The organism is Stenotrophomonas sp. STK17_22, from assembly GCF_051983905.1.
Classification (GTDB): domain Bacteria; phylum Pseudomonadota; class Gammaproteobacteria; order Xanthomonadales; family Xanthomonadaceae; genus Stenotrophomonas; species Stenotrophomonas maltophilia_A.
In genome coordinates this window covers 1107662-1121628 of record NZ_CP197010.1, presented here as the reverse complement: position 1 = coordinate 1121628, position 13967 = coordinate 1107662, and the positions used below count along the sequence as shown (strand labels likewise).

General features: G+C 67.1%; 17 protein-coding genes. 16 read left to right on the top strand and 1 reads right to left on the bottom strand.

The annotated features are described in order from the left end of the window. Positions 1-34 precede the first annotated feature (34 nt). From ACSYS9_RS05070 to ACSYS9_RS04995, 16 genes are all read left to right on the top strand, one after another. Positions 35-583 (top strand): KdsC family phosphatase, encoded by a 549-nt coding sequence (locus ACSYS9_RS05070; protein ID WP_071228065.1) that lies wholly within the window; start codon positions 35-37, stop codon positions 581-583. Further along, positions 580-1155 carry an LPS export ABC transporter periplasmic protein LptC gene (lptC, locus tag ACSYS9_RS05065; RefSeq protein ID WP_071228064.1) on the top strand — a complete coding sequence of 192 codons (576 nt, stop codon included), beginning with the start codon at positions 580-582 and terminating at the stop codon, positions 1153-1155. Before ACSYS9_RS05070 ends, lptC begins: the two co-directional genes overlap by 4 nt. 104 nt (positions 1156-1259) lie before the next feature. After that, positions 1260-1811: a lipopolysaccharide transport periplasmic protein LptA gene (lptA, locus tag ACSYS9_RS05060; RefSeq protein WP_071228063.1), complete on the top strand. Its 552-nt coding sequence runs from the start codon at positions 1260-1262 to the stop codon at positions 1809-1811. Further along, positions 1811-2530 (top strand): LPS export ABC transporter ATP-binding protein, encoded by a 720-nt coding sequence (gene lptB / locus ACSYS9_RS05055; protein WP_049400688.1) that lies wholly within the window; start codon positions 1811-1813, stop codon positions 2528-2530. The genes lptA and lptB overlap by 1 nt, the downstream gene beginning before the upstream one ends. Before the next feature lie 40 nt (positions 2531-2570). Then, positions 2571-3995 (top strand): RNA polymerase factor sigma-54, encoded by a 1425-nt coding sequence (locus tag ACSYS9_RS05050; protein WP_071228062.1) that lies wholly within the window; start codon positions 2571-2573, stop codon positions 3993-3995. A 58-nt stretch (positions 3996-4053) separates the two neighbouring features. After that, positions 4054-4371 carry a ribosome hibernation-promoting factor, HPF/YfiA family gene (hpf, locus tag ACSYS9_RS05045; RefSeq protein WP_004147311.1) on the top strand — a complete coding sequence of 106 codons (318 nt, stop codon included), beginning with the start codon at positions 4054-4056 and terminating at the stop codon, positions 4369-4371. Positions 4372-4392: 21 nt separating this feature from the next. Then, a complete protein-coding gene (locus ACSYS9_RS05040; protein WP_071228061.1) occupies positions 4393-4845 on the top strand; it encodes a PTS sugar transporter subunit IIA in 453 nt (150 codons plus the stop codon). Beyond that, positions 4842-5792, top strand: a complete 951-nt coding sequence (hprK, locus tag ACSYS9_RS05035; RefSeq protein WP_005408388.1) for an HPr(Ser) kinase/phosphatase — start codon at positions 4842-4844, stop codon at positions 5790-5792. Before ACSYS9_RS05040 ends, hprK begins: the two co-directional genes overlap by 4 nt. Positions 5793-5819: 27 nt before the next feature. Further along, positions 5820-6704, top strand: coding sequence for an RNase adapter RapZ (gene rapZ, locus ACSYS9_RS05030; RefSeq protein ID WP_032130190.1), 885 nt, complete (start codon positions 5820-5822; stop codon positions 6702-6704). A 284-nt stretch (positions 6705-6988) separates the two neighbouring features. After that, the gene (locus ACSYS9_RS05025; RefSeq protein ID WP_049462131.1) at positions 6989-7381 is read left to right on the top strand and encodes a PTS sugar transporter subunit IIA; all 393 of its coding nucleotides are present in this window, start codon (positions 6989-6991) and stop codon (positions 7379-7381) included. Further along, the gene (locus ACSYS9_RS05020; protein ID WP_005408385.1) at positions 7374-7643 is read left to right on the top strand and encodes an HPr family phosphocarrier protein; all 270 of its coding nucleotides are present in this window, start codon (positions 7374-7376) and stop codon (positions 7641-7643) included. The genes ACSYS9_RS05025 and ACSYS9_RS05020 overlap by 8 nt, the downstream gene beginning before the upstream one ends. A 2-nt stretch (positions 7644-7645) precedes the next feature. Then, positions 7646-9415, top strand: coding sequence for a phosphoenolpyruvate--protein phosphotransferase (gene ptsP, locus ACSYS9_RS05015; protein ID WP_049462132.1), 1770 nt, complete (start codon positions 7646-7648; stop codon positions 9413-9415). A gap of 194 nt (positions 9416-9609) precedes the next feature. Next, positions 9610-10971 (top strand): magnesium transporter, encoded by a 1362-nt coding sequence (gene mgtE, locus ACSYS9_RS05010; RefSeq protein ID WP_005408383.1) that lies wholly within the window; start codon positions 9610-9612, stop codon positions 10969-10971. 61 nt (positions 10972-11032) lie between these two features. Then, positions 11033-11299, top strand: a complete 267-nt coding sequence (locus ACSYS9_RS05005) for a hypothetical protein (RefSeq protein WP_071228060.1) — start codon at positions 11033-11035, stop codon at positions 11297-11299. Positions 11300-11369: 70 nt separating this feature from the next. Further along, positions 11370-12188, top strand: coding sequence for a prolyl oligopeptidase family serine peptidase (locus ACSYS9_RS05000; RefSeq protein WP_071228059.1), 819 nt, complete (start codon positions 11370-11372; stop codon positions 12186-12188). A 207-nt stretch (positions 12189-12395) separates the two neighbouring features. After that, a complete protein-coding gene (locus ACSYS9_RS04995) occupies positions 12396-12887 on the top strand; it encodes an REP-associated tyrosine transposase (protein ID WP_071228058.1) in 492 nt (163 codons plus the stop codon). A 122-nt stretch (positions 12888-13009) separates the two neighbouring features. Here the strand turns inward: ACSYS9_RS04995 and ACSYS9_RS04990 are convergent, their stop codons facing one another. Further along, positions 13010-13960 (bottom strand): aspartate carbamoyltransferase catalytic subunit, encoded by a 951-nt coding sequence (locus tag ACSYS9_RS04990; RefSeq protein WP_032130186.1) that lies wholly within the window; start codon positions 13958-13960, stop codon positions 13010-13012. Between the last annotated feature and the right edge of the window lie 7 nt (positions 13961-13967).

The window sequence follows — 13967 nt, the reverse complement described above, 5'->3', positions numbered from 1 at the left end:
TGCCCCACCCGAACCCACCGAGCCTGCCGCCCTGATGCCCTGGTCCCCCTTGCCCGCCTTCCCTGCCCACCTGCATGCCGCCGCGGCCCGTATCCGCCTGGCCTGCTTCGACGTGGACGGCACCCTCACCGACGGTCGGCTGTACTACGACAAGGACGGCAACGAGAGCAAGGCGTACTTCGTGCAGGATGGCCTGGGCCTGAAACTGCTGCAGCAGCACGGCATCCATCCCGTGCTGATCACCGCGCGCAACAGCCAGTCCGCGCTCAAGCGCGGCGCCGACCTCGGCATCGACACCCAGATCGCCGTAGGCGACAAGCTGGCCAGCGTGCAGGCGCTGTGCGCGCAGCATGGCATCGGCCTGGAACAGGTGGCCTTCATGGGCGATGACCTGCCGGACCTGGCGCCGCTGGGCGCGGTCGGCCTGGCGGTGGCACCGGCCAACGCCCATCCGTGGATCGCCGAGCGCGTGCACTGGCAGACCCGTGCCAATGGCGGGTGTGGCGCCGCGCGCGAGCTGTGCGACATCCTGCTGGCCGCGCAGGGGCATGTGGACGCCGTACTGGCGAGGTTCGGCGCATGAACCTGCCGACCGTGAACTGGCGCACCCTGCTCGGCATCGGCCTGCTGCTGGCCGCCCTGCTGAGCAGCTGGGCGGCGCTGCGCAACCGCGACAAGGGGCCAGCCAGTGGCGGCCAGGAAGTGGGCGTGGATTACATCCTGCACGACTTCCAGATCGTCGCCCTGGATGAGCAAGGCAAGGAATCGACCACGCTGCGCGCACCGTTGCTGGAACGCCAGCGCGGTGACCAGACCATCAACATCGCCACGCCGTTGTTCGAGATGCCGGACAAGGATGGCAGGCACTGGACCCTGCGTGCCGAAACCGGCTGGCTCAGCGCCAAGGGCGACGAGATGAAGCTGCGCGGCAACGTCGCCGGCGACAGCCCGGTCGGCCCGGGCACGGTGCCGACCACCTTCCGCACAGACCATCTGGACGTGTTCCCGAAGGAAAACCGCGCCCGCACCGACGCCCTGGTGACCATGACCCGCCCGGGCATGGAACAGTCCGGTGTCGGCTTCGAAGTGGATTCGAAGAACAACACGTATCATTTCCTCAGCCAGTCCAAGGGCCGCTACACGCCCAAACGCTGATTCCGCCGCCAGCCTGCGACGTCTCCGGACAGGCGCAAGGCCGGCAGCCCCACCCGCCCGCCCCCGGTCCACCCGGGAGGCCCCCACCGGTAGAACGGACCCCGATGAAGATTCCCTTTGCCGCCGTACTCGCGCTTGGTCTTCTTGTCCCCAGCGCCGCCTTCGCCAAGTCCACCGACCGCAACGAAGACATGCACATCGATTCCGGCGCCCAGTCGGGCACGCTCACCGGCGACGGCAAGACCGTGCTGTCGCAGGGCGTGATCATCACCCAGGGCACGCTGGACCTGCGCTCGTCCGAGGCCGAGATCTACCTCAAGGACGGCGAAGCGGTGCGTGTGGTGTTCACCGGCAAGCAGGCCAAGATGAAGCAGCAGCTCGATGATGGCACCTGGATGGACGCGCTGGCCGATCGCATCGACTACGACATCAAGACCGAGATCATCACCCTGACCGGCAACTATAAGGTCACCAGCGCGCGCGGCACCAATGCCGGCCAGCGCATGATCTACAACACCCGCACCGGCGAAATGAACTCCGGTGGTGACGGCAGCCGCGTGCGCACCGTCATCCCGCCGAAGAACAAGACCCCGGCCGCACCTGCGGCACAGCCCAAGGCCACCACGCCGGCACAGCCGGCCGGGAGCAGGAAGTAATGCTCGTCGCCAAGGGCCTGCGCAAGAAGTACAAGCAACGCGAAGTCGTCAAGGACTTCGGGCTGACCCTCGACGCCGGTGAAGTGGTCGGCCTGCTCGGCCCCAACGGCGCCGGCAAGACCACCTGCTTCTACATGATCGTCGGCCTGGTTGCCGCCGATGCTGGCAGCATCGTGCTCGACGGCAAGGACATCACCGGCGACCCGATGTATACCCGGGCCAAGCAGGGCGTGGGTTACCTGCCGCAGGAGCCGTCGGTGTTCCGCAAGCTGACCGTGGCCGACAACATCCGCCTGGTGCTGGAGCTGCGCGAGGGCCTGGATTCGGCTGGCCGCGAGCGTGAATTGAACAGCCTGCTCGACGAACTGCAGCTGGGCCACGTCGCCGACCAGCTCGGCGCCAGCCTGTCCGGTGGCGAACGTCGCCGCTGCGAGATCGCCCGTGCCCTGGCCGCGCAGCCGCGCCTGATCCTGCTCGACGAACCGTTCGCCGGCGTCGACCCGATTTCCGTCGGCGAGATCCAGCGCATCGTCACTCATCTCAAGCAGCGTGGCATCGGCGTGCTGATCACCGACCACAACGTGCGCGAGACCTTGGGAATCTGCGACCGCGCGTATATTCTCGCTGAGGGCAGCGTGCTGGCCCAGGGCTCGCCGGAAGCGATCCTGGACAATGCCGACGTGCGTCGCGTCTACCTCGGGGATTCCTTCAAGCTGTGACGGCAAGCGCCGGGTCCCTCTCCTTCCTTTCGGCACAGGCATGAAGACTCGGCTGCAGACATCGTTGGGACAGCAACTGGTGCTCACGCCCCAGTTGCAGCAGGCGATCAAGCTGCTGCAGATGTCCACCACCGAGCTGGAGCTGGAGATCGCCCAGGCGGTGGAAAGCAATCCGCTGCTGGACTGGGCCGACAGCAGTGACAGCAGCAGCGCCAGCAACGAAGGCAGCGATGGCAACGACGGTGACGCCCCGGCAGAACGTACCGATGCCGGTGACGACTGGGCACCGGCCGAACTGGACTGGAGCGCGGCCGGCAGCGGCGGCAGCTTCGACGATGACGACGACACCGGCAGCGCCGCCGAGCGCGTAGCCGAAACCGAAACACTGGCCGACCATCTGCTGTGGCAGCTGCATCTGTCGCATTTGTCCTCGCGTGATCGCAGTATCGGTGCCGCACTGATCGATGCGCTGGACGACGACGGTTACCTGCGCGAGCCGCTGGCCACCATCGCCGAAACCCTGTTGCCGGCGATCCACGCCGACGAGGACGAGATCCTCGCCGTGCTGCATCGCATCCAGCGTTTCGATCCGGTCGGTGTGGCTGCACGCACGCTGGGCGAATGCCTGCTGCTGCAGCTGGATGTGCTGGCCGGTGACACGCCCGGCCTGGTGCTGGCGCGACAGATTGCCGCAGGCCCGCTGGAACGGCTGCCGCGCAGCGGCGTCGCCGGGCTGGCCCATGAACTGAAACAGCCCCTGGACGAGGTCGAGACCGCAGTCACCCTGCTGCGCTCGCTGGACCCGCGCCCGGGCACGCAGATCGCACCGCTGTCGCAGGACACCTACGTGGTGCCGGATGTGGTGGTGTGGCGGCAGAACGGCGTATGGCGCGCAGCGCTGGCCGCGCATGCCGGGCCGAAGGTGGTGATCCACCGCGGCTACGAACAGCTGATCCGACGTTGTGGCGACGCCGATGCCGGCTACCTGCGTGCCCAGCTGCAGGAAGCGCGCTGGCTGCTGAAAGGGCTGCAGCAGCGTGGCGAAACCCTGCTGCGGGTGGTACGCAGCCTGATCCTGCAGCAGGCCAGCTTCCTCGAATTCGGCGAGCAGGCGCTGCGTCCACTGACCCTGCGCGAGATCGCCACCGAGCTCGGCCTGCACGAATCCACGGTCTCGCGTGCGATCGCCCGCAAGCACGTGCGTACCCCGCGCGGCACCCTGCCGCTGCGCGCCTTCTTCGCCTCGGGCATCGATACCGAGGGCGGTGGCGAGGCGTCCAGCACGGCCATCCAGGCGATGATCCGGCGCCTGATCGACGACGAGAACCCGCGCAAGCCGCTTTCTGACGCCAAGCTGGCTGACCTGCTCAAATCGTCGGGAATTCCAGTAGCGCGACGCACCGTGGCGAAGTATCGTGAAGCCATGAACATTTCCGCCTCGCACGAAAGGGTCAGAATCGCTTGACGCGCCGCCGCGCCCGGCGGAGAGGTTCATTGGCACATCCGAACACAGGAGAAACCCGATGCGCATCGAAACGTTTGGCAAAGATGTCGAAGTCACCCCGGCCCTGCAGTCCTATGTAGAGGAGAAGCTGGCCCGGATCGGCAAACACTTCGACCAGCACTGCGAAGCGCGGGTGACCCTCAAGCTGCAGAAGACCGAACACCACGTCGACGCCAGCCTCAACATTCCCGGCCAGACCCTGCACGCCGAGGCCAATGCCCAGACCATGTATGCCGCGATCGACCTGCTTGCGGACAAGCTTGACCGTCTGGTGATCAAGCACAAGGAGAAAAAACAGCAGCACGCACCGCTGCCGGTGGGCGACAATGGTGGCTGATCGCCACCGTTCCCCGCAGACATGCCCCTGACTGACCTCCTGGCGGCCGTGCAGACCCAGCTCTGCACGGCCACCGACCGCGACAGAGTCCTGCAGGCCGCCGCCGGGTTGCTGGCCTGCCGCCAGGCCAACGCCGAACAGATCTATCTGAACCTGTGCCAGCGCGAAGCGCTGGGCAGCACCGCGATCGGTCACGGCATCGCCATTCCCCACGGCCGCGCGCCAACCCTGGACCGCCCCCGCGGCGCCCTGCTGCGGTTGGCCACCCCGGTCGACTTCGGTGGCGACGAGCCGGTGGACCTGGTGTTCGCCATGGCCGTCCCCGCCCACTACACCCACCAGCACCTGATGCTGCTGTCCGAGCTGGCCGAGCTGTTTTCGGCGCCCGACATCCGCCAGGCCCTGCGCGAAGCGGGCGATGCCCGGGCGCTGCGCGAGGCGCTGGACATGACCCCACCTGCGAGTGCCGCATGAATACCAGCATCACCGCCCGTGAACTGTTCGAACAGCAGCGCGAGCGGCTGGGGCTGCGCTGGGCTGCCGGCAAGTCCGGCGAGAAGCGCGAGCTGGAGGCCGGCAACACGGTCTCGCGGCGTCCATCGCTGGCTGGTTATCTCAATGCGATCTACCCCAACAAGGTGCAGATCCTGGGCACCGAGGAACTGTCCTGGCTGGATGCGCTGGAACCGCGCCAGCGCTGGGAGACCATCGAAAAGATCATGCAGTCGCACCCGCTGGCGCTGGTGCTGACCCGCAACCAGGCCTGCCCGGAAGACCTGCGCGCCGCTGCTGACGAATCCGGCACGCCGCTGTGGCTGTCGCCCAAGCGCGGCCACGAACTGCTCAACCATCTGTCCTACCACCTGGCGCGCACGCTGGCGCCGCGGGTGATCCTGCATGGCGTGTTCATGGAGATCTACTCCATCGGCGTGCTGATCACCGGTGAGGCCGGATCGGGCAAGAGCGAGCTGGCGCTGGAGCTGCTCAGCCGCGGCCACCGCCTGGTTGCCGACGATGCCCCCGAATTCACCCAGATCGCGCCCGACGTGCTCGATGGCACCTGCCCCGAACTGCTGCAGGACCTGCTGGAAGTGCGCGGCCTGGGCGTGCTGAACGTGCGCGAGATGTTCGGCGACACGGCTGTAAAGAAGAACAAGTACCTTCGGCTGATCGTCCACCTGACCAAGCCGATGACCGAACCCACCCCGCATGGCTACGAGCGCCTGACCGGCGACTCGGGCACCCGCCATGTGCTGGACCTGGATGTACCGCTGATCACCCTGCCGGTGATGCCCGGCCGCAACCTGGCCGTGCTGACCGAGGCCGCGACCCGCCTGCACATCCTGCGCACCAAGGGCATCGACCCGGCGGCCATGTTCATCGCCCGCCACAGCAACCTGCTGGAACGGCGAACACCCTGATTCCCCTGTCCTTCGAAGAGCCTGTCCATGAGCACCGTCACCCCCTCCGCCCCGACCCTGATCATCGTCAGCGGCCTGTCCGGCTCGGGTAAATCCGTCGCCCTGAAGACCTTCGAGGACCAGGACTACTACTGCTCGGACAACCTGCCGATCAATCTGCTGCCCGACTTCGTGCGCAGCCTGCTGGCCAACCACGACGGCAGCGCACCACGCCGCCTGGCCGTAGGCATCGACGTGCGCGGCCAGGCCGACCTGAGCCAGCTGGGCGACTGGCGGCAGCTGGCCACCGATGCCGGCGTGGAAGTGAAGGTGCTGTTCTTCGAGGCCAGCGACGAGGCCGTGCTCAAACGCTACGCCGACACCCGCCGCCGCCATCCACTGAGCCAGCTGGGCCTGTCGCTGCCCGAAGCGATCGCGCGTGAGCGTGAATTGACCGCACCGCTGCGCCGCGAGGCCGATGCGGTGATCGATACCAGCAATCTCAACGTGCATCAGCTGCGGCGGCGGATCATCACCGAGTTCACGATGGACCATGCCACCGGCCTGTCGCTGCTGTTCGAATCGTTCGCCTACAAGCGCGGCGTGCCGGCCGAGGCTGACTTCGTGTTCGATGCGCGGGTGCTGCCCAACCCACACTGGGACCCGGATCTGCGTGCGCTGAGTGGCCGCGAACCGGGCGTGCGCGACTACCTGGAAGCGCAGCCGGACGTGCAGCGCTACCTGACCCAGCTGATGGATTTCCTCGATACCTGGCTGCCGAAGCTGGGGGATGGCACCCGCAGCTATGTGACCGTGGCCTTCGGCTGCACCGGCGGCAAGCACCGTTCGGTGTTCCTGGCCGAGCGCCTGGCCCGGCATGCCCGCGAGATGGGCTGGGAAGACGTGGCGACCTACCACCGCGAACAGGATTGAGGGATGCGGCCGGGCTGCGCCCGGCACCCGCAGAGGCCACGTCAACGGCAAGAGCGGGATTACGTGGGATGGCGGGGCGGTGTGCTGTTGGTAGGTGTCGACCTTGGTCGACACGGTAGATCCACGCCATGCGTGGATGAATCCCGGTCAGGCACCGAAAAACGGATGGGGTCGGATCCTTTTCCAACGGAAATGGGCTCCGGCCCGAGCAACACTGAATACGGGACACAGTGCCCCTCATCTGCTGCTATCGCCAATTCACCTTGACCTGTTAACGTGCAGTAATGACCTGTGGCATTCTCCTCGTAACACATCCCGGGGTCGGGACCGCCCTGCTAGACGTGGCGACCCGGCTCCTGCGGCAATTGCCGCTGAAAACCGAAGCTTTCGAAGTACCGTTCGACGCAGACCTGGACGCCCTGCTCCCGCTCGCCTCGGCCGCTCTGCGGCGGGTCGACAATGGTGAAGGCGTGCTGATCCTGACCGACCTGTACGGCGCCAGCCCCGCCAACCTTGCCGGGCAGCTGGCCCGGCTGGGGACCCCGGTTCGCCGGGTGTCGGCGCTGAGCCTGCCGATGTTGCTGCGGGTGATGAATTATCCGGAACAGGGACTGGATCAACTGCCCGCCACAGCCGCGGCGGGTACCCGTAATGGAGCGATAGTCGACGATGCTTGAACGAGAACTCACCGTGAGCAACCGCCTGGGCCTGCACGCCCGGGCCACCGCCAAGCTGGTGCAGACCCTGGCGCCGTTCCGCTGCAACGTGACCATGGCCGCCAAGGGCCGTGAGATCAACGCCAAGAGCATCATGGGCGTGATGCTGCTGGCCGCCGGCCAGGGCACCCCGGTCACGGTGCGCATCAACGGCGAGGACGAAGCCGCCGCGATGGAAGCGGTGGTCGGCCTGTTCGAACGCCGCTTCGACGAGGACAGCTGAGCGTGCCACGCGCGCGCGCCGGCCAGGTCCCTTCCGGCCAGCGGCCGGTACAGCTGCTGGCCGGGCACGGTGCTGCCCGTGGCGCAGCGATGGGCCGGGCGCGGGTGCGCCTGCCACATGCGCTGGAAGTGGCCGAGCAGCGCGTCGCCGCCCATCAGGTCGAGGCCGAGCTGGCCCGCCTGCACCGCGCGGTGGATGCCGCGCGCACCGAAATGCACGAACTGCGACAGCGCCTGCATGGCGCCCTGAACCAGGAAGTGGGCGAGTTCCTCGACCTGCATGCCCTGCTGCTGGACGACCCCGAGCTGTTGTTCGGGCTGGACGAACTGATCCGCAGCGGCCCCTACAGCGCCGGCTATGCGTTGCGCCTGCAGCGTGACCGCCTGGCCAAGGTCTTCGATGGCATGGACGATGCCTATCTGAAGAGCCGCATGGACGACCTCGACCATGTGATCGGCCGCATCCACGCCTTCCTGCAGCCCGAACGCCCGGAGGTGATGAAAGGCCTGGCCGGTGAAATCCTGGTCTGCGACAACATCGCGCCCTCCGAGCTTGCCCAGTTGCAGGCGCAGGGCGTGGTCGGCATCGTCACCGCCGCCGGCAGCGCGCTGTCGCACAGTGCGATCCTGGCGCGCAGCCTGCACCTGCCCTTGATCGTCAACGTGCCGCAGCTGCTCAGCCGCATCGCCGATGGCGACGTGCTGATCATCGATGGCGCCGACGGCAGCATCACCGCCAACCCGCAGGCCGACAACCTGCGCGACTACCGCGCGCGCCTGAAAGAACATGCGCGCGAGCAGCGCGAGCTCGGCCGCCTGCGCAGCAAACCCAGCCGTACCCGCGACCAGGTCGACATCGCCCTGCTGGCCAATGCCGAATCGCTGGAGGACGTCACCCAGGCGCATGCGCTGGGCGCGCAGGGGCTGGGCCTGTACCGCACCGAATTCCTGTTCCTGCAGCGCAACGAGCTGCCGGACGAAGAAGAACAGTTCCAGACCTACCGCGATGCCGCGTTGGGCATGAGCGGGCGACCGGTCACTATCCGCACGCTCGATCTGGGCGCGGACAAGGCCGACCGCACCGGCCTGACCCTGAGCAACGAAGAAAACCCGGCCCTGGGACTGCGCGGCGTACGCCTGTCGCTGGCACGGCCCAAGGTGGCCGACACCCAGCTGCGCGCGATCCTGCGCGCCTCGGCCTACGGCAAGCTGCGCGTACTGGTGCCGATGGTCAGCACCCGCGAGGAACTGCTGGCGGTGCGCCGACGCATGCTCAAGCTGACCGAGCAGCTGCGCAGCGAAGGCCACATGGTGTCCGACCATGTGCCGCTGGGGGCGATGATCGAGGTGCCCGCTGCGGCGTTGGCGCTGGAGAGCTTCATCGACCTGGTCGACTTCCTGTCGATCGGCACCAACGACCTGGTGCAGTACCTGCTGGCCGCTGACCGCAACAACGAGGCACTGGGCGAGCTGTATTCGCCGCTGCATCCGGCCGTGCTGCGGTTGCTGCAGATGGTGATCGAGACCGGCGCGCGGCATCGCATTCCGGTGGCGGTCTGCGGTGAGATGGCCGGTGATGCACGGATGACTCCGCTGCTGCTGGCGCTGGGCCTGAGCGAATTCAGCCTGCACCCCGGCACACTGCTGGAGGTGCGCCGCGCGATCCGCGAGGCCGACCTGGCCGCGCTGCGCGCGCGCGCACCGAAGCTGCTGGCCGCACGCGACCGTCGCGCGATCGAGCGCTGGCTGGCGCTGGTGGCGGATACGCCCTGAGCGCCAAGGGTAGTGCCGGCCGCTGGCCGGCAACCTCATGGCCTTCGATGGGGCCGCTTGCCGGCCAGCGGCCGGCACTACCACCGCCCGGCGGCTATGCGTTGAAACATCCCCTTGCGATAATGACGCGCTGAACACCCCTGTTGCCGCATCCTTGCCGGGATCGCGGCTTTTCTTATCCCGCGGGAGCTGCGATGGCTGAAGCTGTACGCCACGACAAGACTGCGCGCCAACTGCGGATGCTGTCCGACGCACTGGACAGCGGTCGGCTGGGCCCGGTGCGCCGCCTGGTCAACACCCTGGCCCCGGCCGAGATCGGCAACCTGCTCGAATCGCTGCCGCCGGGCAAGCGCGAGGTGGTCTGGGGCCTGGTCGATCCGGAAGATGACGGTGAGGTGCTGGTCCACGTCGGCGACGACGTGCGCGAGAGCCTGCTCGCCGACATGGACCCGGACGAGATCATCGCCGCGGTCGAAGACCTGGACATCGACGATCTGGCCGACCTGGTCGAAGATCTGCCGGACACGGTCATCGACGAAGTCCTCAAGTCGATGGACCGCGAGAACCGCGAGCGCCTGGAGCAGGTGCTGTCCTACCCCGAGGACAGCGCCGGCCGCCTGATGAACCCGGACGTGGTGACCGTGCGCGCCGACGTCAACGTTGACGTGGTGCTGCGCTACCTGCGCCTGCGTGGCGAACTGCCCGACCACACCGACCACCTGTTCGTGGTCAGCCGGCGCCACCAGTACCTCGGCCGGGTGTCGCTGGCGGCACTGGTGACCCACGAGGACACCACCCCGATCAACCGTCTGATCGACGACGAGCAGCCGGCCATCGACGTCGGCGAGAGCGACCAGGAGGTCGCCCGCCAGTTCTCCGACCATGACTGGATCTCCGCGCCGGTGGTGGACGACAACAACATCCTGATCGGCCGCATCACCATCGATGACGTGGTCGACATCATCCGTGGCCAGGCCGAGCACCAGGCGCTGGGCGCCGCCGGTCTGGACGAGGACGAGGATCTGTTCAGCCCGGTCTGGCGCGCCATGCGCCGGCGCCTGATGTGGCTGTCGGTGAACCTGTGCACCGCCTTCCTGGCCTCCAGCGTGGTCGGCCACTTCGAAGGCACCATCGACAAGCTGGTGGCGCTGGCCGTGCTGATGCCGATCGTGGCAGGCCTGGGCGGCAATGCCGGCACCCAGGTGCTGGCGCTGATGGTGCGCGGCCTGGCACTGGGCCAGGTGGGCGCGTCCAACGCGCGCACGCTGCTGTGGAAGGAGGTGCGGGTCGCCTTGTTGAACGGCGTGATGCTGGGTTCGGTGCTGGGCCTGATCGTACTCGCTTGGTTCCACTCGCCCGGGTTGTCGGCGGTGATCGCCATCGCGCTGACCTGCAACCTGCTGTTCGCCGCGTTGGCCGGCGTGCTGGTGCCACTGACCCTGAAACGCTTCGGCTTCGACCCGGCGCTGGCCAGCGGCATCTTCCTGACCGCCGTGACCGATTCGATGGGCTTCTTCACCTTCCTCGGCCTGGCCACCCTGGTGCTGCTGCACTGACCGCATCAAGGGTCGGATCCGCACCGCGCGGGGCGCTGACCCGATCCCAACTGGAACACCCATGGCAACGACGATCGAAAATTACTTCCAGCCCGGCTGGCGTGACCAGCAGTACACCTGCACGGCCTGCGAATGGAAGGGCAGCTCGCGCGCCATGGTGATGGAGTTGGACGAAGACGCCACCGAGTACGACTGCCCGGTCTGCGAGAACCCACTGCTGGTGGTGCTGCATCCGGATATGGCGCAGGTGCAGGCGGCCGCCGCCGAAGGCAATGCTGAAGCACAGGAGCAGCTGGACATCATCGCCAGCTTCCCGCGCCCGGAGTGACGCAGCGCATGATGCCAGGCTGATCGCGGCGGACTACGATGCAGACGATCCTGCCGCTACGGGAAAGCCCATGGTCCGTTCGCTGTCGCGCTGGCTGCCATTGCTGGCCCTTCTGATGATGAGCGGTTGCACTTCGCTGCCGGACAGCGCGCGTGGCCGCTTCGAAGCACGTGCGGTGAAGGTGGACGGGCACACGGCCTACTACCAGGTGTTCATTCCCGCGGGCCTGCAGGCCCGCAGCCCTGGTGGGCAGACGCCCGCAACCTCCAACGTCCCGGTCATCCTGTTCCTGCACGGTTCGGGCGAGCGCGGCGCCGATGGCATCAAGCAGACCCACGCCGGGCTGGGGCCTTATCTGCGCGAGCATCCCGACTTCCCTGCCCTGGTGGTGTTTCCACAGGTACCGGGCCATGAGGAATGGAGCGGCCGCAACAACCGTGCGGCCGTTGCCGCGCTGGACGCGACGATCGCCGAATTCGGCGCCGACCCGGCACGGCAGTACCTGACCGGCATGTCGATGGGCGGCTACGGCAGCTGGAACATCGCCCTGGACGACCCGCGCCGCTTTGCCGCGATCGTCCCCGTGTGCGGCGCAGTACTTGCACCACGCGCAAAGCGTCCGACCCTGTTCGTCGAGCAGGTCGTCCAGGAAACCGATCCGTATGCCGTGATCGCGCAGCGCCTGCAGCACACGCCGGTCTGGATCTTCCACGGCGCGCTGGACGACGTGGTGCCTCCGGATGACGACCGCAGGCTGCACAGCGCATTCCAGAGCGCCGCTGCACGCGACGTGCGCTACACCGAGTACCCGGAAGGCAATCACAATGCCTGGGACGCTACCTACGCCGACCCGGCAATGTGGGCGTGGCTGTTCGCGCAGAAGCGCTGAACCGCAGTTTCTCGTAGCTGCCAACCTTGGTTGGCACTGACTGCTCTGGTAGTTGCCAACCTTGGTTGGCATTGACTGCTCCGGTAGTTGCCAACCTTGGTTGGCATTGACTGCTCTGGTAGTTGCCAACCTTGGTTGGCACTGGCCTACCTGAAACCAAGCCATTCCCCGATGTTCACTGGAAGCAGGCCCATCCATGCTTGCTCCATGCAGAACACACGTCTCCTGCTCGGTCGTCGCTCCAGCGTCGGCCTCAGCTATATCCTCACCACAGTCGTCCATGACCGCGCACCGCTCTTCACCAACGCCGCAGTGGCCGCCTTGGCAGTGCGCGAATTCCAGCGACTTGATCAGGAAGGCTTCACCCGCTCGATTGCCTACGTGGTCATGCCCGACCACATTCACTGGCTGGTCGAACTGCGCGCCGGGTCACTGGAAACCGTCATGAAGCGTTTCAAGTCGCGCACAGCCCAGCAGGCAAACCGGCTGCTGGGGCGAGTCGGGCGCTTCTGGCAGGCCTGCTATCACGATCATGCGATCCGCTCGGACGAATCGTTGCACCGACATGCGATGTACCTGATGGGAAATCCGATCAGGGCCGGGCTGACGACGCGGTTGGGGCAATATCCCCATGCCTGGTGCGAATGGGAGCTTGGGGCATCATGTGATCTGCCCGATGACATGAGCTCCGGTGGATAGTGCCAACCAAGGTTGGCATCTACCAAAGCGGTGCGCGGACAAGCCGAGCGGTGAGTGTGCCAACCAAGGTTGGCACCCACCACAACAGCAGTACCAACCAAGGTTGGCACCCACCAAAGTGGTCAGCCCAGCAGCGTTTCCAGCACGGCCATGCGTACGGCGACGCCGTTGGCGACCTGGCGCAGCACCCACGACTGCGGGCCGTCGGCCACCTCGTCGGTCACTTCCACGCCGCGGTTGATCGGGCCTGGATGCAGCACCGCGGCATCCTTGCCGGCGCGGGCCAGGCGTTCGTTGGTCAGGCCGTACTGCGCGTGGTACTGCTCCAGCGACGGCACCAGGCCTTCTTCCATGCGCTCGCGCTGCAGGCGCAGCATCATCAGCGCGTCGACGCCTTCCAGCATCGCGTCGAAATCATCACCGACCACGCAGCCCTTCAGGGTCTCGTCGTCCGGCAGCAGCGACTGCGGGCCACACACGCGGATCTCGCCCACGCCGAGCGTGCGCAGCGCATGCAGGTCGGTGCGGGCCACGCGCGAGTGCTTCACGTCGCCGACGATCACCACTTTCATCTTCGAGAAATCCGGGCCCTTGGCCTGGCGCAGGGTCAGCATGTCCAGCAGGCCCTGGGTCGGGTGCGCGCTGCGCCCGTCACCGGCGTTGATCAGTGCAGTGCCCTCACCCGCTGCCTCGGCCAGTGCGGCCACGGCGCCATCATCGGGGTGGCGCACCACGAAGCCGCGCACGCCCATCGCCTCCAGGTTGCGCAGCGTGTCGCAGGCGGTTTCGCCCTTGCGCGTGGACGAGGTCGATGCATCGAAGTTCAGTACGTCGGCGCCCAGGCGCTGCGCGGCCAGCTGGAACGAGCTGCGGGTGCGCGTGGACGGTTCGAAGAACAGCGTGCACACCGCCGAACCGGCCAGCACGTGGCGCTTGTTGCCGACACGACCGACCGCGGCGTCGCGGATCTGCCCTGCCCGGTCAAGCAGCTGCAGCAGGGTGTCGCGCGGAAGGCCTTCGAGGGTCAGCAGGTGGCGCAGGCGGCCGGAGGCATCGAGTTGCTGGGCGGTCATGGCGGTG

Bases quoted from the DNA above. Each gene is read 5' to 3' on its own strand.
- hprK (WP_005408388.1), top strand. From the start codon at position 4,842: ATGAATACCAGCATCACCGCCCGTGAACTGTTCGAACAGCAGCGCGAG.
- ACSYS9_RS05070 (WP_071228065.1), top strand. From the start codon at position 35: ATGCCCTGGTCCCCCTTGCCCGCCTTCCCTGCCCACCTGCATGCCGCC.
- mgtE (WP_005408383.1), top strand. From the start codon at position 9,610: ATGGCTGAAGCTGTACGCCACGACAAGACTGCGCGCCAACTGCGGATG.
- ACSYS9_RS05000 (WP_071228059.1), top strand. From the start codon at position 11,370: ATGGTCCGTTCGCTGTCGCGCTGGCTGCCATTGCTGGCCCTTCTGATG.
- ACSYS9_RS05020 (WP_005408385.1), top strand. From the start codon at position 7,374: ATGCTTGAACGAGAACTCACCGTGAGCAACCGCCTGGGCCTGCACGCC.
- ACSYS9_RS04995 (WP_071228058.1), top strand. From the start codon at position 12,396: ATGCAGAACACACGTCTCCTGCTCGGTCGTCGCTCCAGCGTCGGCCTC.
- ACSYS9_RS05050 (WP_071228062.1), top strand. From the start codon at position 2,571: ATGAAGACTCGGCTGCAGACATCGTTGGGACAGCAACTGGTGCTCACG.
- lptC (WP_071228064.1), top strand. From the start codon at position 580: ATGAACCTGCCGACCGTGAACTGGCGCACCCTGCTCGGCATCGGCCTG.
- ACSYS9_RS05025 (WP_049462131.1), top strand. From the start codon at position 6,989: ATGACCTGTGGCATTCTCCTCGTAACACATCCCGGGGTCGGGACCGCC.
- hpf (WP_004147311.1), top strand. From the start codon at position 4,054: ATGCGCATCGAAACGTTTGGCAAAGATGTCGAAGTCACCCCGGCCCTG.
- rapZ (WP_032130190.1), top strand. From the start codon at position 5,820: ATGAGCACCGTCACCCCCTCCGCCCCGACCCTGATCATCGTCAGCGGC.
- lptA (WP_071228063.1), top strand. From the start codon at position 1,260: ATGAAGATTCCCTTTGCCGCCGTACTCGCGCTTGGTCTTCTTGTCCCC.
- ACSYS9_RS05005 (WP_071228060.1), top strand. From the start codon at position 11,033: ATGGCAACGACGATCGAAAATTACTTCCAGCCCGGCTGGCGTGACCAG.
- ACSYS9_RS05040 (WP_071228061.1), top strand. From the start codon at position 4,393: ATGCCCCTGACTGACCTCCTGGCGGCCGTGCAGACCCAGCTCTGCACG.
- lptB (WP_049400688.1), top strand. From the start codon at position 1,811: ATGCTCGTCGCCAAGGGCCTGCGCAAGAAGTACAAGCAACGCGAAGTC.
- ACSYS9_RS04990 (WP_032130186.1), bottom strand. From the start codon at position 13,960: ATGACCGCCCAGCAACTCGATGCCTCCGGCCGCCTGCGCCACCTGCTG.